Genomic DNA, 15,510 nt, shown 5'->3' with positions numbered 1-15,510 from the left:
CTGCCCGAAACACGGGCGCGTCCAAATGCTTTAAGCTTAAAAGAAAGACTAGGACGCCGTCCTGACTGGTGGCAGACTGGCGCCCAGTTCGACGGCCGAATCCTTGGGTGTCACGATGCGCGATTGGGATGATGCTTATGCCAATTCGGCCCATATCCCGGGCTCGGACAAGATGCCGGCCCTATGGGCGGAGCGGGCGGCGGCTTACCGCGCCGGCCTGAAAGACTTCCGCGCGGACGTCGCCTACGGCCCGGGCGAACGCCAGCGTCTCGACCTGATCCTGCCAGACGGCGACAGCAAGGGCCTCGTCGTCTTCGTGCACGGCGGCTACTGGATGCGCTTCGACAAGTCGACCTGGACCGATCTGGCCGAAGGCGCGCGGCATCACGGCTGGACAGTGGCGCTGCCGAGCTACATGCTGACGCCGGCCGCCCGCATCTCCGACGTCACCGCAGAGATCACCGCCGCGATCGCCAAGGCGGCTTCGCTCGTTTCCGGCCCGATCCGGCTCGCCGGCCATTCCGCCGGCGGCCATCTCGTCACGCGCATGCTGTGCAACGACAGCCGGCTCGAGCCTGCCGTCTACAACCGCATCGCCGGCACGCTCTCGATCAGCGGGCTGCATGATCTGCGACCGCTGCTCAACACGAAGATGAACGAGACGTTGCGCATGACCATGGAGGAGGCGACGCTTGAAAGCGCGGCGCTGCACCTGCCGCGGGGACATTCGCCGGTCACGGCCTGGGTCGGCGGCGGCGAGCGGCCCGAATTCATGCGGCAGTCCGATCTGATCGCCAATGTCTGGACCGGCTTCGACGTGCCGACGCGCCTCGTCGTCGATCCCGGGCTCAACCATTTTACGGTGATCGACGGACTGAAGGATCCTTCGTCCCCGATCACCGCGCGCCTGATCGGCCTCGACTGACGCGGCGAAGATCGATCGAAAGGGCCTGCCATGACGTCCAGCGATTACGATCCCACGAGCGAAGGCGCCGAGACCGATTTCGCCCGGCGCATGTCCTACGGCGACTATCTGGCGCTGGATGCGATCCTCGGCGCGCAGCATCCGCTCTCGGAGGCCCATGACGAGATGCTGTTCATCATCCAGCATCAGACCACGGAGCTGTGGATGCGGCTTGCCATTCACGAGCTCAGCGCCGCGCGCGGCGCCATCGCCAGGGACGAAGTGCAGCCCGCGATGAAGATGCTGGCGCGGATGTCGCGCATCTTCGAGCAGCTCAACGGTGCCTGGGACGTGCTGCGCACCATGACGCCCAGCGAGTATACGCGTTTCCGTTCGCAGCTTGGCCAGTCCTCGGGCTTCCAGTCGCGTCAGTACCGGCTGATCGAATTTCTGGTCGGCAACCGCAACCACGCCATGCTCAAGCCGCACGCGCACGATGTGGAAACGACCAGGCTGCTGGAAGGCGAGCTGGCCACGCCGAGCCTGTACGACGAGGTGCTGCGGCTCGCCGACCGCAACGGGCTCAAGATGCCCGCGTCCGTGCTGGCGCGCGACGTTCGCGAGACCCACAGCTTCAACGAGGGCGTGCTCCAGGCCTGGCGTATCGTCTACGAAGCGCCCGAGACGCATTGGATGCTCTACGAGCTTGCCGAGAAGCTGGTCGATTTCGAGGACTACTTCCGGCGCTGGCGCTTCAACCATGTCACGACGGTCGAGCGCGTCATCGGCTTCAAGCGCGGCACCGGCGGCACCGGCGGCGTCAGCTATCTCAAGCGCATGCTGGAGGTCGAGCTGTTCCCCGAGCTCTGGCGCGTCCGCACGATTCTGTAGAGATCGCCATGACCAAGCTTCGCGTCTATGACGACACCAGGGCCTTATTCCATTTGCCCGAGGGCGTGATCTATCTCGACGGCAATTCGCTCGGCGCGCTGCCGCTGGGCGTCGCCGAGCGCGTCGGCAACGTCATCACGGCCGAGTGGGGCAACGAGCTGATCCGCGCCTGGAACACGGCTGGCTGGTATGCCCAGCCGCGCCATGTCGGCGATCGCATCGCGCGATTGGTCGGTGCGGAAACCGGCTCGGTGATGGTCGGAGACACGCTGTCGCTCAAGGTCTACCAGGCACTCGCCGCCGCGCTCGACATGAACGCCTCGCGCAAGGTCGTGCTATCGGACACCGGAAACTTTCCGACCGATCTCTACATGGCCGAGGGCCTGATCGCGACGCTCGGCCGCGGCCATCAATTGCGCCTGGTGGCGCCGGAGGAGATCGAGGCCGCGTTGTCGGAGGAGATTGCGGTCCTCTACATCACCGAGGTCGACTATCGCACCGGACGGCGCCATGACATGGCGACGCTGACCGCAAAGGCGCATGCGCTCGGCATCGTCACCGTCTGGGACCTCGCGCATTCGGCTGGCGCGCTGCCGGTCGATCTCGCTGGCTGCGGCGCCGATTTCGCCGCCGGCTGCACCTACAAATACATCAATGCCGGCCCCGGCGCGCCGGCCTTCCTCTACGTCGCGCCGCGCCACGCCGACGGCGTGCGCGCCGCGCTGTCGGGTTGGATGGGCCACGCCAAGCCGTTTGCGTTCGAGCTTGGCTACGCGGCGGCCGGCGGCGTCGAGCGCATGCGCGTCGGCACCCCGCCGGTGCTTGCAATGGCAGCGCTGGAGGCCTCGCTCGACATCTGGGACAGGGTCGACATTCGTGAAGTCCGCGCGCGTTCGCTGGCGCTTGGCGATCTCCTGATCGCCGAGGTCGAACGCCGCTGCCCCGAGCTCAAGCTCGTCACCCCGCGCGCGCACGAGCGCCGCGGCTCACAAGTCTCCTTCGCCTTCGACGGCGGCTACGCCGCCATGCAGGCCCTGATCGCCCGTGGCCTCATCGGCGATTTCCGCGCGCCCGACATCATGAGGTTCGGGATTACACCGCTCTACATTGGGGAGAGCGAGATCATGCGAGCAGCCGAGATCATCGAGGAGGTGATTGCGGGCGAGGTCTGGCGTCGGCCGGAATATCAGGTCGTGAACGCGGTGACCTGACGAAGGTCTCGTGCCCCGGACGCGGCGCTACGCCTCTTGGCTCTGCGCAGCAACGCTGACGCGTTGCAGCGCGTCCGGGACACGAGAGCTGCGATCAAGCTATTTGAGTCTACCCCACAACGCCGTCACGATCGCATCGAGCCCATCCGTCAGCGCCGCCGGCCCCGGCTGCAAGATGATCGGTGACTTGATCTCGACGATGCGGTCGTCGCGCACGGCGGGGATCTCGTTCCAGCAATCGCGCGCGCGGATGCGGGCAGGGACGACCTTCTTGCCGCACCAGGAGGCAAGGATCACGTCGGGCGCTGCCTCGCGCACCGCCTCCGCCGAGACGATGCGATCCTTTGCCGCCTGCCGATGTCGCAATTCCTGAAACACATCCTGACCGCCGGCGATCTCGATCAACTCGGACACCCAGCCGATGCCGGAGATCAACGGATCGTCCCATTCCTCGAAATAGACCTTTGGCCGCGCCGAGGGGCGAGGTGTTGCCGCTATCTCTGCGAGGCGCCGTTCGAGATCACGGGCAAGGCCTTCGGCGCGTTCAGCGGCGCCGACCAGCGCACCAAGTGTCCGGATCATCGCCAAAATCCCGGCGATGTCGCGCTGATTGAAAACATGGACGTCCACGCCCGCGCGCACGAGATCGGCGACGATGCCGGCCTGGAGGTCGGAGAAGGCCAGCACCAGCTCCGGTTCCAGCGCCAGGATCTTCGGAATGTCCGCGGAGACGAAGGCCGACACCCGCGGCTTCTCCCGCCGCACCTGGGGCGGGCGGACGGCGTAGCCGGAGACACCGACGATGCGGTCCTGCTCGCCGAGCAGGTACAGCGTTTCGACCGTCTCTTCGGTCAGGCAGACGATGCGGCGGGGCGGGAAGTGGCGCATGGGAAGAGCATATGCGCAAATGCCGTCGCCGATGTCAGCAGGGCCATTACCTCGGACGTCATTGCTTTGCCGCCCGAAGCAATTCACGCTGAAACAACAATGAATTGGGAGGAAATCCGATGACGCCGCTCGAGAAACTTAAAGCGATGAAGATGCCGTTTGCCGAGCTCAAGGGCGTCGAGTTCGTCGAGGCCGAGAAGGACCGCGTGGTGGCGCGGATGACGGTCAGGCCCGACCTCTGCACACTCCACCACACCATCCACGGCGGCGCAGTGATGGCGCTCGCCGATTCCGTCGGTGCCGCCGCGACCGTGATCAATCTGCCGGAGGATGCCAAGGGCACCACGACGCTCGAGAGCAAGACCAACTTCATCGGCGGGGCGAAGGAGGGAACCACGGTTATCGCCACGGCTACACCGGTCCATCTGGGACGGCGGACCCAGGTCTGGAGCACCCGGCTGGAGACCGAGGACGGCAAGCTGGTCGCCGTGGTGACCCAGACCCAGTTGGTCCTCGTATGACTACGGGGGCTTGATTTTATTAACGAATTGGTCGCTTTCGATGCCTGAAACTTGGGCAGGTTCCCGCCTTGAAAAACATGCTGCGTCGCACAATATTGGGGGCCTAGGGATTCGAACGCCTCCTCGAGGGACACCAAGAGGAGTTTTGACGTGGTACTTGAAGACACGACCCGCACGACGCCCGTTCCGGGCTATGTGCGGACCTTGAGCCAGCAGGAAGAATTGCCGCTTCTGCGCGATCACCTCCTGCGGCTTGATTCCGCAAGCCGGCACGACCGTTTCAACGGCTTTCTCGACGACAGCTTCATTGAGCGTTACGCCGCCCGCTGCGCCGAGGACGGCACCGTGATTGTCGCCTATATCGTCGACGGCGTGGTCCGCGGTGCGGCCGAGCTGCATCCGCCGGAGGACGATTCGTTGCCCGAGGTCGCCTTCAGCGTGGAAGCCTCGGCACGGCGCCAGAACGTCGGCACCATCTTGTTCAGCCGGCTGATCGCGGAAGCGCGCTGGAAAGGCTACAAGCGCCTGCGCATCACCACCGGCGCCGAGAATCACGCCATGCGGGCGCTCGCCAGGAAGTTCGGAGCGAATCTGCAATTCCGTCATGGCGAATCGACCGGCACGATCGATCTCGCCAAGACGCCCGAGGCCGAGCTCGCTGAACTCGCGGCCTCGCCCTTCACGGCCGGCCGCGCTCTTCTGAGCTTCAATTCGACCTGCTGGAAGATCATCTCCAGCATGTACGGCAATCGCGCTGCCTAAATCCAAACGCGGATTGGAATCAAAAAGCGGACCGGCAAGACCGGTCCGCTTTCGTATTGAGATAGGGAATTGAGCGCTCAGGTACCGGTGCGCTTGTCATTGCCGAAGCGGCGGACGACACGGCGTTCGACCACCACCGAGCGCTGCGCACCCTGTTCGCCTGCGATCACGCGCGTGGCGGTGATGCGGCCGTTGGTGCGGGCCTGCTTCTTCACCTCGGCCTGCACGATTTCGATCGGCATCCCCATCAGCGCTGCCGCGATCTCCGCCTGCTGCTCCTGATCGTCGGTGATGCCGACGGCGGCGAAGATCGCCTCGTCCAGGGTCGGCGGATCGTGGCGCACGCGCCGCGTGCCATATTTGGTATTCCAGTCTGCGCTCATAACGGCCTCGGTTTGATGCCGGGATACCTAGTGCCGGAGATGTTGCATTGCAATATGGAATCCGTGTGGCATCTCAGCTATGCACCGGTCGGGTGTCATGGCGGTGACGCGACACCGGCATCGCCTTCAATCCGCTGCTGCGGCCAACGCTTCAATGCGGCATGACCGGCCTCGGTGAGCCCGTAGATTCCCCGGTCCGCACGTTCGAACCAGCCATACACATTGCTAAGCAAGATCTTACCGGCATCGGGACAGCGCTCGCGCAATTCGCGCACCTTTCGTGGCCCACCGACGAGTTCCGACGCACAGGCCAGCGCCTGCTGGCGATAGGCCGTCATGATCGGCGCGCGCGTGCTGCCGCCGAGTACGGGATCGCCCTGGCGACGCTGGTGTTCGGCGACCAGGCGCGAACGGACCTTCGGCTCGCGGCGTGGCGCTGCCGTCGGTGGCTTCACCAGCACCTCGACCTGGCCGCGGTCAGTGACCCCAAGCATACCGAAGCCGAGGCGGCGGCAGAGGTTGCGATAACGCGCATCGCTCTCGCGTCCCTTGCCGCGGATCGACATTTTTGCGGCGATCCAGACCTCATCGGCTGCCGATGCACGATCGACCGCCTGGAGGATCAACTCGAGATTGAAGGCGAGCTTGAGCTCGCCGATCACTACCACAGGCGGATCACCGGCGCTGAGGCCCACGAGATCGCAGCCGCCGATCTCGCCCTTGACCGTGAAGCCGAGCTCTTCGAGGAAGCGTTTGACGGGCAGATAAAGCGCGGTTTCCAAAGGACGTCCGATCGGAGAATCAGTCGCAAGCAGTTTAGCCCGGATCGGACTCGCGCTCTGCGTCATTTGATCGGGAACAGATGGTGCGATTATCCTGCGACTGGGACACAGCGGGCAGTTCGCGGCATGACAATCAGGAATGGCCTCTACCACATTCGCATCGAGATGCTGGATGCCGTCCAGGGCGGCAACCAGGGCGTCATGGTCCTGCGCGACGGCACCATGCGAGGCGGCGATTCATTCTTCTTCGCCTATGGCAGCTACAGCTCGGCCGACGGCAAGTGGAAGGGCGAGCTGACCAACGAGGAGCACTCGCCCTCGTTCGACGAGCGCCCGGTGTGGGGCCGCAAGGTCGTGACCATCGGCTTCAGCGGCACCTACGCCGGCGAGACCGCCTATGGCGAAGGCATTGCGCTCGCCGGCAAGCAGAGCATCCGCTTCAAAGGCAATCTGCGGCTATTGGTGCCGGACTAGACCCGGCCGCTCACCGGGATCAGCGCGCCGGTGACGCCGCTCGCGGCATCGCTGGCGAGGAAGAGGATCACCTCGGCGAGTTCCTGCGGTGTCACCCATTTGGAGAAATCCGCTTTCGGCATGTCGGCGCGGTTGGCCTTGGTGTCGATGATCGACGGCAGCACCGCGTTCACGGTCACCTTGCCCTTCCACTCGTTGGCAAGCGCCTCGGTGAGGCGATGCACGCCGGCTTTCGACGCCGCATAGGGGCCCATGCCCGAACCTGCCTGAAGCGCGCCCATGGCGCCGATATTGACGATGCGGCCGGCCCCGGACGCGGCGAGATGCGGCAGTGCCGCGCGCGAGGTGTTGAGGGCCGTCAGCACGTTGAGCGCATGCATGCGCTGCCACGTCTTGATGTCGCCGTCGCCCACGGTCTCGAACGCGAAGCCGCCGGCGATGTTGATCAGCGCATCCAGCCTGCCGAAGTGCTTTGCCGCCGCCTCGACCGCCGTCTTCGCTTGTGCTGGGTCGGACAGATCGACGCCGCCGATCTCGATGCGTTCGGGCGTTGCCGACATCTGCGAGGGCGCGTGATCGATGCCGGCCACGCGCGCGCCGCGCGCCAACGCCGTCTCGGCGACAACCTTGCCAAGTGCGCCGAGCGCGCCCGTCACGATCAGAACCTTGCCTTGCATCGTCGTTCTCCCGGCACGGCCGCTTACGATTGCAGATAACGCGCCTTCAGCGCGGTTTGCTCCGGTCTGCCGAGCTTGAGGCCGTCGCGCAAGTAGGTTTCGAGATCGCCATATTCGTTGGAGACGGCCTCGAAGGCAGCACCAAGATATGAGGCTTCGACGCTGCCGATCGCATCGAGGACGTCGGCGGGAAGATCGGAAGCGTTCGATGTGTCGCGCCTGTAGTGTCGGTTGGTCAACAGGTAGTCCTCGGCAATGACCTCGTCGGTTACGCCGAGCGCATGCAGGATCAGCGCGCTTGCAAAGCCGGTGCGGTCCTTGCCGGCGGTGCAGTGGATCACCAGCGGCGCGCGGTCTTCCAGGAGATGGCCGAACAGCGCGCGAAAACTGTGCGTACTGTGGCGGACATAGTTGCGGTAGGACTCCCGCATGAGCTCGAGCGCAACCGGTGCGGTGAGCCTGCCCTTGGCAAGCTCGGCGCGAAGCGCGGCCACCACGGTCGGCTCGATCGGCAGCGAATGCACCGTGATCTCGTTCACGACGCAGACGCCGGCCGCGCGCTCCTCGACGCCGCGAAAATCGAAGGCGCTGCGCACGCCCAGCGCGCGGACGATTTCAACGTCGGCGGCCGTGAGCTGGCCAAGATGGTTGGAGCGGAAGATGTGGCGCCAGCGCGTAGTGCGGCCATCCGAAGTCGGGTAGCCGCCGAGGTCGCGAAAATTGCTGGCGCCTTGCAGGGCGAGGTGGCGGGCAGGGGAATCTGGCATGAGATCAGCTTGGGTTATGTTTCCACTGGACGCACTACGGCGTCCTTGAGTGCATTCAGGGGGCAATCATGGGCCGGCACAAGGCTATTGTTTTGGCGATCACCATGCTGTCGGGCGGAATTATCGGTGCGGGACAGGCGGACGCGCAGACGTTCCGGACCTGTCGCTGTGCCGATGGTACGCAGTTCATCGTGGGATTTTATGACCATGACAAACGCGCCTTCCTCCAGATCGACGGCGAGCCTGTCACGCTGGAGAAACGGCTGGCGCTTTCTGGCACGCGCTATTCGGGGGCGGGGATCACGCTGAGGATCGGCAAGACCGGAGCGACCACGGTCAAGCATCTGAAGCGGCCGGTCACGGCCTGCACGGTGATCGAAAAGCCCGCGCTCTAGCCGGAAGTCCACCAGGAATCAAAAAGGGCCGAAACCTCGTTGTTTCGACCCTTTTTCAAACTTCCGTCGGACGCGTGCGCGAGCGCGGCGGTATCATACCAAACACAAACATTAGCGTTCCCATTTGGGCTTTGCTTCGTCGACCGCATCCTGGTGGTACCAGCTGTCGCTGCAGATCGAGACGTTCGCGGGAAGCGAAGCATGATCGGCGGGAAGGCGGGTGTCGCCATAGCGGCGTCCGGCGAGAGCCGCGCGGCCCCCGACAGGGAATTGGTAGATCGTTGCAGATCCGTGATTCAGACCATTATTCATCATTGCGATTGCTCCTGGGTCGAAGCGCCTTGGCCTCCATGGTGCGCCCGACTCGTTCGATTGTGGTTACTGGATTCCCCATATCGGCCGCGCATCCCGAATTGGAAAGTGCTGAAAAGGAAATCAGTTGCTGCCCAATCTGTAGGCAGGTGACCCTCTGCCCCCCCGTAAGGCACCGTGTCGGTGGCTAACGCCTGGGCCATTCCAAAGGTTGCTAGGCAGGGCGCAGGACTTTGCGAAAATTGCTGGACGTTGATGCGCGTTTCATCGGCAACCTCCGGCAACGGTGCGGCTGCTCCAGAATCAGGCGTTTTCCGCGGGATTTTTGCGATGCAGCTTCACGCGAAGGTGCGCGGCTATGACGCACGCCGCCGGGACGGTTTGTCGTCGGCAGGCCGATCCCGGCCGCTGTGGAAAACCTCCCGGGCTGCGGCCTTTTGGCACGCAAAATGCTTGTAGAGGGTCGGCCGATGATGGCCGGGTACAAACGTGCGGGGGCTCTCAACCCCACCTTTCGCATCATCTACAGAGAGGCTCAATGACCAAGTATAAGCTCGAGTACATTTGGCTCGACGGATATACGCCGACTCCGAACTTGCGCGGCAAAACACAGATCAAGGAATTCGCGTCGTTCCCGACGCTCGAGCAGCTTCCGCTCTGGGGCTTCGATGGCTCCTCCACGCAGCAGGCCGAAGGCCACAGCTCCGATTGCGTGCTGAAGCCGGTCGCCGTGTTCCCGGACGCCGCGCGCACCAACGGCGTGCTCGTGATGTGCGAAGTCATGATGCCCGATGGCAAGACCCCGCACGCCTCCAACAAGCGCGCCACCATCCTCGATGACGCCGGCGCATGGTTCGGCTTCGAGCAGGAATACTTCTTCTACAAGGACGGCCGTCCGCTCGGCTTCCCGGCCTCGGGCTATCCGGCGCCGCAGGGCCCGTACTACACCGGCGTCGGTTTCTCGAATGTCGGCGACGTCGCCCGCAAGATCGTCGAAGAGCATCTCGACCTCTGCTTGGCTGCCGGCATCAACCATGAAGGCATCAACGCGGAAGTCGCGAAGGGCCAGTGGGAATTCCAGATCTTCGGCAAGGGCTCCAAGAAGGCCGCTGACGAAATGTGGATGGCCCGCTACCTGATGCTGCGCCTGACCGAGAAGTATGGCATCGACATCGAGTTCCACTGCAAGCCGCTCGGCGACACCGACTGGAACGGCTCCGGCATGCACGCCAACTTCTCCACCGAATACATGCGTACGGTCGGCGGCAAGGAGTATTTCGAGGCGCTGATGGCGGCCTTCGACAAGAACCTGATGGACCACATCGCCGTCTACGGCCCGGACAACGACAAGCGTCTGACCGGCAAGCACGAGACCGCGCCGTGGAACAAGTTCAGCTACGGCGTTGCCGATCGCGGCGCGTCGATCCGCGTTCCGCACTCCTTCGTCAACAACGGCTACAAGGGCTATCTGGAAGACCGCCGTCCGAACTCGCAGGGCGACCCATACCAGATCGCTTCGCAGATCCTGAAGACGATCGCGTCCGTGCCGGCCGACAAGAAGGCCGCGGCCTAAGATCCTCCCGGCCCGGGCCGGGGGGCTGGTCCGGGTTGGTCTTCAATCCGCCGGAGCCAAGAGGCTCCGGCGGATTTTTGCGTTCCGATGACAGCCGTTGTTGTGGGTCTGCCGGCCATGCCGGCTTGAAGTCTGTCCATCGCCGGCGAAACCGGGATAGAATGCCCCGGGATGCGCGGGGCCGGGGACACGGCTGGTGTTTGAAGGCTTCTACAAGGTGCGATTTCAGCTCGGCGACGCGGTCGGCCGAAGCGTGATGCATGCCGGCAATGGCAAGATGCTCGGCGGCAATTCGGCCTTCGCTCATATCGGCACCTATCAGAGAACCGAAGCCGGCGTCGACATCGTCATCAAGACGGTCCGCCACAACCCGGACCCGAACTACCGCGCCATGGCCGGCACCGACGATGCGACCTTACTTGCGAAGGGCTGGGCGGACGGCGATCTCTATCGCTTCAAGGGCGAACTGAAAGAGCTGCCCGGCGTGCCCTTCCAGTCGGTGATGACGCCGATCACCGAAGACGAGGTGCCGATCGCGGGCGGCGTCGGCGAGGCCGGCATCGCCGACGGGCTCTATTCGGTGCACCTGCGCATGCTCGACGGCGTCGATGGCGGCCTGACCGGCGTGATGCTGTTCAACCACGGCCGCATCCTCGGCGGCGATGCCTCGTTCTACTATCTCGGCAGCTACACCGCTGCGAATGGCCGCTGGAAGGGCCAGATCCTCAACCAGGAGCACACGCCGGCCAAGGACGATCCGATCTTCGGCGGCCACGAGGTCGGAATCGGTTTCTCCGGCACCTATGACGCGGAGCAGGCGGTGCTGGAGGCAACGGCGCTCGCCGGCAAGCGCAGCCTGCGCCTGACCGCCGCGCTCAAGCTGATGCACCGCGCCTGATCGCGACAGGAATAGCCCATGGAAAAAATTCGCATGCTCTCGACGCTCGGCCTGATGGGCGCGATGCGCAGCCTGTCCTCCGCCTTCGAGGCCGCCAGCGGCATCCACGTCGATGCCGACTTCGCGCCGACCCTGGCATTGCTGAAACGGCTGCGCGACGGCGAGGCCGCCGATCTCGTCATCCTTACCCGTGAGGGGCTCGACGAGATGATCGGCGAGGGCCGCGTGGCGGCAGGTAGCGCGGCTGATCTGGCGCGCTCCTTCGTCGGCATTGCCGTGCGGGCAGGGCAGGCGCATCCCGACATCTCCAGCGAAGCTGCATTGCGAAAGTCGCTGCTCGCCGCGCGCTCCGTCGCCTATTCTCGGCTGGGCGCGAGCGGTGTCTATTTCGCCGAGTTGATCCAGCGATGGGGCATCGCAGCCGAGATCAACGCCAAGGCCACCATCGTCGAGCAGGGCTTTACGGCGGAGCGGCTCGTCAGCGGCGAGGCTGACCTCGCCGTGCAGCAGATCAGTGAGCTGAAGCAGGTCGAGGGCATCGAGGTCGTCGGCCCGATCCCGCACGATTTGCAGACACCGGCCGTGTTTTCCGCCGGCCGCATGGCCAACGCCAGACATGCCGAAGCGGCCGATCGGCTGTTGCGCTATCTGGCATCGCCGGAGGTCGTCCCGGTGCTGCGCCAATCGGGACTCGAGCCTTGAATTTGCCGGAGCAGAGACGCAACGTGATGCCCATGCGGACTTGTCTCCTTGCCATCCTCCTCGCGCTTGCAGCGCCGTTATCGGCGCATGCCCAATCGGCCGATCTCGTCCTGTGCGACCGGCTGGCCGCCGATCCCAGCGATCCCGACAAGCCGGCCGACGTGAAGGGCGTGACGGAGCTTGCTGCCTCGGACATTGCGACCGCCGTCAAATTCTGCAAGCAGGCCGCACCGTCGTCGCGGCGGGCGATGTTTGCGCTCGGCCGCGCCTATGCCGCCAACCGGCAGACGGCGGAGGCGATCGCCGCCTGGAGCAAGGCGGCCGACAAGGGCTCGAGCGCGGCGATGGTCGAGCTCGGCGTCGCCTACGGCACCGGCTCCGGTGTTGCGAAAGACGAAGCACAAGCGCGAAAGCTGTTCGAGCGAGCGGCTCAGGCCGGCAATCCTCGTGGTGTCAGCAATCTTGCCGCGCTCGGCGGCGCCGGCGGTGCTGCGCCGGCCGATCCTGCACAGGCGCGCGCGCTGCTCGGCAGAGCGGCCGAGACCAATGCGGAGGCGCAGTACCAGCTTGGCCTGATGCTCTCCAACGGCAACGGCGGCGAGAAGGACGACGTCGCGGCGCGCGCGATGTTCGAGAAGGCGGCGGCGCAAAACCACCCCGGCGCGCTGGAGCGGATGGGCGCGTTCGCGCAGGAAGGTCGCGGCGGCGCCAAGGACAAAGATGCTGCAAAGGCCTATTACGAGCGCGCTGCCGCGCTCGGCGACGAGGACGCCAAGAAGGCGCTGGAGCGGCTGCGCTGCCCCTATGCGATCAAGGACAAGCAGGGCAAGCTCGTCACCACGCTGTGCTTCTAGCTCACTTGTAGTAGTAGGCGACGTTGTTGCGGGCGTCGCGATAAGTCGTCTCGAGAAAGTCCGGATATTGAGCGGCCGCGCGCGCGACGGCGCGCACGACGCACTCCCAGAAATCGCCGTTCCAGTTGAAATGCTCGAAGGTGGCATCTTCGAACTTCACCGCGGTGATGATGGCCTGCCGGATTGCTGCGTCATCGGCGCGTGGATGGGCGCGCTTCACATAACCGAACATCGGCCCCTCATGGGCGTGGTCGCGGTCGTAGCGGTATTTCGCGCGGAACTGCTCCGGCGTGAGCGTGCGATTGATGCGCACCTCTTCGTCGCTCGGGCGTCCGTCGAGTGAGTCTAGCCGGTAGCGCCGGCACCAGAGCTCGAAGGCTGCATCGAGCAGCGGCCGCTTTGCAGCGCTGGCAATGATCGCTACGAGCTGCGCTTCGGCTGAAGGCTCTGTCTGGTTCATGCCGCTTTGTCGTGCGCTCGCTCCGGCGGGTTCGAAGAAGCCTCAAGGAGGAACCTGCTCCGGACAGGGCAAACAAAAAAGTCGAAAAACAACCCCATGCACAGTAGCCAAGTCGTTGAAATTATTGATTTCGTATTTGGCGAAAAATCAATTGACCCGTCGGGCAAAACAGGGGCATGATGGCATCATTCGGCGAGTGGGCTCCGCTCCCGGCCCTGCGCTGAAAAGCCGGATGGCCTCGGTGCGGCGACAGTGCTAGGTAGCCCGCGATTCTTTTTCTGATTTTGTGGACTTATTGAATTGCTGGACGGACTCTACAAGGTTGAATACGGCGTCAACGATGCGTTCGGCCGCAGCATCATGTGCCTGCACGACGGCAAGATGCTGGGCGGCAATTCGGCCTTCGCGCACCTTGGAACCTATGCCGAGCGCGACGGCGAGATCGTCGCCGAGGTGATCACCGAACGGCACAACGAGGATCCCAATTACAAGCCGCTGATGGGAGCCGATATCGCCTCGATCGGTGCGCGCGGGCGGCTCACCGGCAACCAGATCCGTCTCGAGGGTGGCGCGGACACCATGCCGGGCGCAAAATTCTGGGCCAATCTCACCCGGCTCGACGACGAGGGGCTGCCTCCGAGCGGTGCGGTCGGTCCGGGCGGCATCGCCAACGGACTCTATGGGATGAGCCTGCGCGCGCTTGACGGTGTCGATGCCGGATTATCGGGCGTGATGCTCCTGATCGACGGCCGCATCCTCGGCGGCGATGCGTTCTTCTACTATCTCGGCTCCTATTCTTCGGCGGACGGCCGCTGGAAGGGCGAGATGCTGAACCAGGAGCACACGCCGGCGAAGGGCGAAAACCCCGTGTTTGGCGGCTATGAGGTCGGGATCGGCTTCTCCGGAACCTGCACGGCGGAGAGCGGCGAGATCGAAGGCATCGCGCTCGCCGGCAAGCGCAGTTTGCGCCTTGCAGCCTCGCTCAAGCTGATGCGGCGGGCCTAGGACGTGTACTCTTAGAAGCCGCGCCGGCTTACGCCAAAAACTGACATCGAAGTGGTCTGGACGAATTCGTCCTTGGGCCAGAGGCGGGAAGGCCAGTTCTTTGGCCACTCCCGCTTCATTTCATCGCAACATCGCGGTCGATGTCTTGCAGGTGCACGAAAGTTGTCCAGGCGTTTCGATATTCGCTGTCTGCGGGATCGATCCCAAGCAATGCGCGACACGCCTCTTTGATCTCGTCCGACGAGGGACGCATCGCGACGTTTCCGGACGACTTGGCTTGGTTCCAGCGTTCCTCGATGCCTTTCGCCAAGGCGAGTGCTTCGGAGGGGCTCCGTTTTCGGGTTGACCTTGCCAACGGGTGATCCGGAGGGAATTTGGGCCACGCGACAGGAGGCTGATCGGCTCGCCACTCGCTCTCCTTGCCGGTCCCGCGCCCTGCCGACGGGGTTGCCTGGGCTCCATTGGCCGATTCAGGCGGGACAGTCCGCGCGCCGAGCTCGCGGAGCTGCTGTTCCATGGTCCCGCCGGACGCCGTCGCACCTGCTGCAGGTGCACGCGTCGTCAGACCTGACACAGTTGAGGTGCCGGCCTGCGGAGCGACCTGCTGAACGGTTTTCGCGACGGACAGCATGCCAGGCTTCTGCTGCGCGACCTTGTCATTTTCAGTGGGGCAAGGCCGAAACCCCGAGCGCAGCTGCGTGATCCGGCCGTCGTCGTCGATGCGGGCAAAGTCGACGGCCAAAGTGTAGACGAAAGCGGCATCGATGGATTGGCCGGATTTGTCTCTGGCGTTGACGGCGCCGCAGACATATCGCGCCGCGTCGGCCTCGACTGAGCGCAATGCGCTGAATTTGGCCGAGTTCGGATCGATCAGCACATGTCGAACTGCTGCGCGAGCTTTCATGTGCTCGGTGGAGAAGATGCTGAGCACGACATCCGGATCCCCGTGGGTCGGTCAAAATCCCCCGGGTATGGTCACTTGAAACTCCCCCACCTGATGATCGCCGTCAGCGCCGCTGAACAGCAGTAGCCGGTCAGGCAGGACGTTTAT

20 protein-coding genes are annotated in these 15,510 nt (G+C 64.3%); 12 read left to right on the top strand and 8 right to left on the bottom strand.

The window, feature by feature from the left end; genetic code table 11:
* Positions 1–115: 115 nt before the first annotated feature.
* Genes QJT78_RS19290 through kynU form a run of 3 tightly spaced genes read left to right on the top strand, consistent with a single transcriptional unit; the run spans position 116 to position 3,006 of the window.
* Positions 116–925 carry an alpha/beta hydrolase gene (locus QJT78_RS19290; protein ID WP_038943079.1) on the top strand — a complete coding sequence of 270 codons (810 nt, stop codon included), beginning with the start codon at positions 116–118 and terminating at the stop codon, positions 923–925.
* A 30-nt stretch (positions 926–955) separates the two neighbouring features.
* A complete protein-coding gene (gene kynA, locus QJT78_RS19285) occupies positions 956–1,795 on the top strand; it encodes a tryptophan 2,3-dioxygenase (RefSeq protein ID WP_028147802.1) in 840 nt (279 codons plus the stop codon).
* Between the two features lie 8 nt (positions 1,796–1,803).
* The gene (gene kynU / locus QJT78_RS19280; RefSeq protein WP_028147803.1) at positions 1,804–3,006 is read left to right on the top strand and encodes a kynureninase; all 1,203 of its coding nucleotides are present in this window, start codon (positions 1,804–1,806) and stop codon (positions 3,004–3,006) included.
* A gap of 99 nt (positions 3,007–3,105) precedes the next feature.
* Here the strand turns inward: kynU and QJT78_RS19275 are convergent, their stop codons facing one another.
* Positions 3,106–3,894: a cobalamin-binding protein gene (locus tag QJT78_RS19275; RefSeq protein ID WP_028147804.1), complete on the bottom strand. Its 789-nt coding sequence runs from the start codon at positions 3,892–3,894 to the stop codon at positions 3,106–3,108.
* A 119-nt stretch (positions 3,895–4,013) separates the two neighbouring features.
* On the opposite strand from QJT78_RS19275, the gene QJT78_RS19270 reads away from it, so the two are divergent.
* Positions 4,014–4,415, top strand: coding sequence for a PaaI family thioesterase (locus QJT78_RS19270; protein ID WP_028147805.1), 402 nt, complete (start codon positions 4,014–4,016; stop codon positions 4,413–4,415).
* 150 nt (positions 4,416–4,565) lie between these two features.
* Positions 4,566–5,177: a GNAT family N-acetyltransferase gene (locus tag QJT78_RS19265; protein WP_028147806.1), complete on the top strand. Its 612-nt coding sequence runs from the start codon at positions 4,566–4,568 to the stop codon at positions 5,175–5,177.
* A 77-nt stretch (positions 5,178–5,254) separates the two neighbouring features.
* Here the strand turns inward: QJT78_RS19265 and QJT78_RS19260 are convergent, their stop codons facing one another.
* Positions 5,255–5,560 (bottom strand): hypothetical protein, encoded by a 306-nt coding sequence (locus tag QJT78_RS19260; protein WP_014495712.1) that lies wholly within the window; start codon positions 5,558–5,560, stop codon positions 5,255–5,257.
* A 95-nt stretch (positions 5,561–5,655) separates the two neighbouring features.
* Positions 5,656–6,342, bottom strand: coding sequence for a DUF2161 family putative PD-(D/E)XK-type phosphodiesterase (locus QJT78_RS19255; RefSeq protein WP_028147807.1), 687 nt, complete (start codon positions 6,340–6,342; stop codon positions 5,656–5,658).
* A 126-nt stretch (positions 6,343–6,468) separates the two neighbouring features.
* On the opposite strand from QJT78_RS19255, the gene QJT78_RS19250 reads away from it, so the two are divergent.
* On the top strand, positions 6,469–6,816 hold the full coding sequence (locus QJT78_RS19250; RefSeq protein ID WP_028147808.1) for a GrlR family regulatory protein: 348 nt from the start codon (positions 6,469–6,471) through the stop codon (positions 6,814–6,816).
* Here QJT78_RS19250 and QJT78_RS19245 read toward each other — a convergent pair.
* Together QJT78_RS19245 and QJT78_RS19240 are read right to left on the bottom strand one after the other, a co-directional pair.
* Complete coding sequence (locus QJT78_RS19245) at positions 6,813–7,493, bottom strand: SDR family oxidoreductase (RefSeq protein ID WP_028147809.1); 681 nt, start codon at positions 7,491–7,493, stop codon at positions 6,813–6,815. The genes QJT78_RS19250 and QJT78_RS19245 overlap by 4 nt on opposite strands.
* Positions 7,494–7,516: 23 nt before the next feature.
* Complete coding sequence (locus tag QJT78_RS19240; protein ID WP_028147810.1) at positions 7,517–8,260, bottom strand: tyrosine-protein phosphatase; 744 nt, start codon at positions 8,258–8,260, stop codon at positions 7,517–7,519.
* A gap of 68 nt (positions 8,261–8,328) precedes the next feature.
* Between QJT78_RS19240 and QJT78_RS19235 the strand changes: the two genes are divergently transcribed.
* Positions 8,329–8,655, top strand: coding sequence for an MliC family protein (locus QJT78_RS19235; RefSeq protein WP_038943078.1), 327 nt, complete (start codon positions 8,329–8,331; stop codon positions 8,653–8,655).
* A 111-nt stretch (positions 8,656–8,766) separates the two neighbouring features.
* Here QJT78_RS19235 and QJT78_RS19230 read toward each other — a convergent pair whose 3' ends face one another.
* Positions 8,767–8,970 (bottom strand): DUF2735 domain-containing protein, encoded by a 204-nt coding sequence (locus tag QJT78_RS19230; protein WP_028147811.1) that lies wholly within the window; start codon positions 8,968–8,970, stop codon positions 8,767–8,769.
* Positions 8,971–9,505: 535 nt separating this feature from the next.
* Between QJT78_RS19230 and QJT78_RS19225 the strand changes: the two genes are divergently transcribed.
* The 4 genes from QJT78_RS19225 (at position 9,506) to QJT78_RS19210 (ending at position 12,994) form a co-directional block, all read left to right on the top strand.
* Positions 9,506–10,540, top strand: a complete 1,035-nt coding sequence (locus tag QJT78_RS19225; RefSeq protein WP_038943077.1) for a glutamine synthetase beta-grasp domain-containing protein — start codon at positions 9,506–9,508, stop codon at positions 10,538–10,540.
* 196 nt (positions 10,541–10,736) lie between these two features.
* Positions 10,737–11,438: a GrlR family regulatory protein gene (locus tag QJT78_RS19220; RefSeq protein WP_028147813.1), complete on the top strand. Its 702-nt coding sequence runs from the start codon at positions 10,737–10,739 to the stop codon at positions 11,436–11,438.
* 18 nt (positions 11,439–11,456) lie between these two features.
* Positions 11,457–12,140, top strand: coding sequence for a substrate-binding domain-containing protein (locus QJT78_RS19215; RefSeq protein ID WP_028147814.1), 684 nt, complete (start codon positions 11,457–11,459; stop codon positions 12,138–12,140).
* 32 nt (positions 12,141–12,172) lie between these two features.
* On the top strand, positions 12,173–12,994 hold the full coding sequence (locus tag QJT78_RS19210) for a tetratricopeptide repeat protein (protein ID WP_038943076.1): 822 nt from the start codon (positions 12,173–12,175) through the stop codon (positions 12,992–12,994).
* Between the two features lies 1 nt (position 12,995).
* Here the strand turns inward: QJT78_RS19210 and QJT78_RS19205 are convergent, their stop codons facing one another.
* Positions 12,996–13,454 carry a hypothetical protein gene (locus tag QJT78_RS19205; RefSeq protein WP_028147816.1) on the bottom strand — a complete coding sequence of 153 codons (459 nt, stop codon included), beginning with the start codon at positions 13,452–13,454 and terminating at the stop codon, positions 12,996–12,998.
* A 300-nt stretch (positions 13,455–13,754) separates the two neighbouring features.
* Here QJT78_RS19205 and QJT78_RS19200 point away from each other — a divergent pair, with 300 nt between their 5' ends.
* Positions 13,755–14,459, top strand: a complete 705-nt coding sequence (locus QJT78_RS19200; RefSeq protein ID WP_028147817.1) for a hypothetical protein — start codon at positions 13,755–13,757, stop codon at positions 14,457–14,459.
* Positions 14,460–14,574: 115 nt separating this feature from the next.
* Here QJT78_RS19200 and QJT78_RS19195 read toward each other — a convergent pair whose 3' ends face one another.
* On the bottom strand, positions 14,575–15,390 hold the full coding sequence (locus QJT78_RS19195) for a hypothetical protein (RefSeq protein WP_193375935.1): 816 nt from the start codon (positions 15,388–15,390) through the stop codon (positions 14,575–14,577).
* Positions 15,391–15,510 lie beyond the last annotated feature (120 nt).

The organism is Bradyrhizobium sp. Mp27 (assembly GCF_029953005.1).
GTDB lineage: Bacteria > Pseudomonadota > Alphaproteobacteria > Rhizobiales > Xanthobacteraceae > Bradyrhizobium > Bradyrhizobium barranii.
Note: the sequence above shows the minus strand (reverse complement) of the source record. Positions and strands in the feature narration are given on the sequence as shown.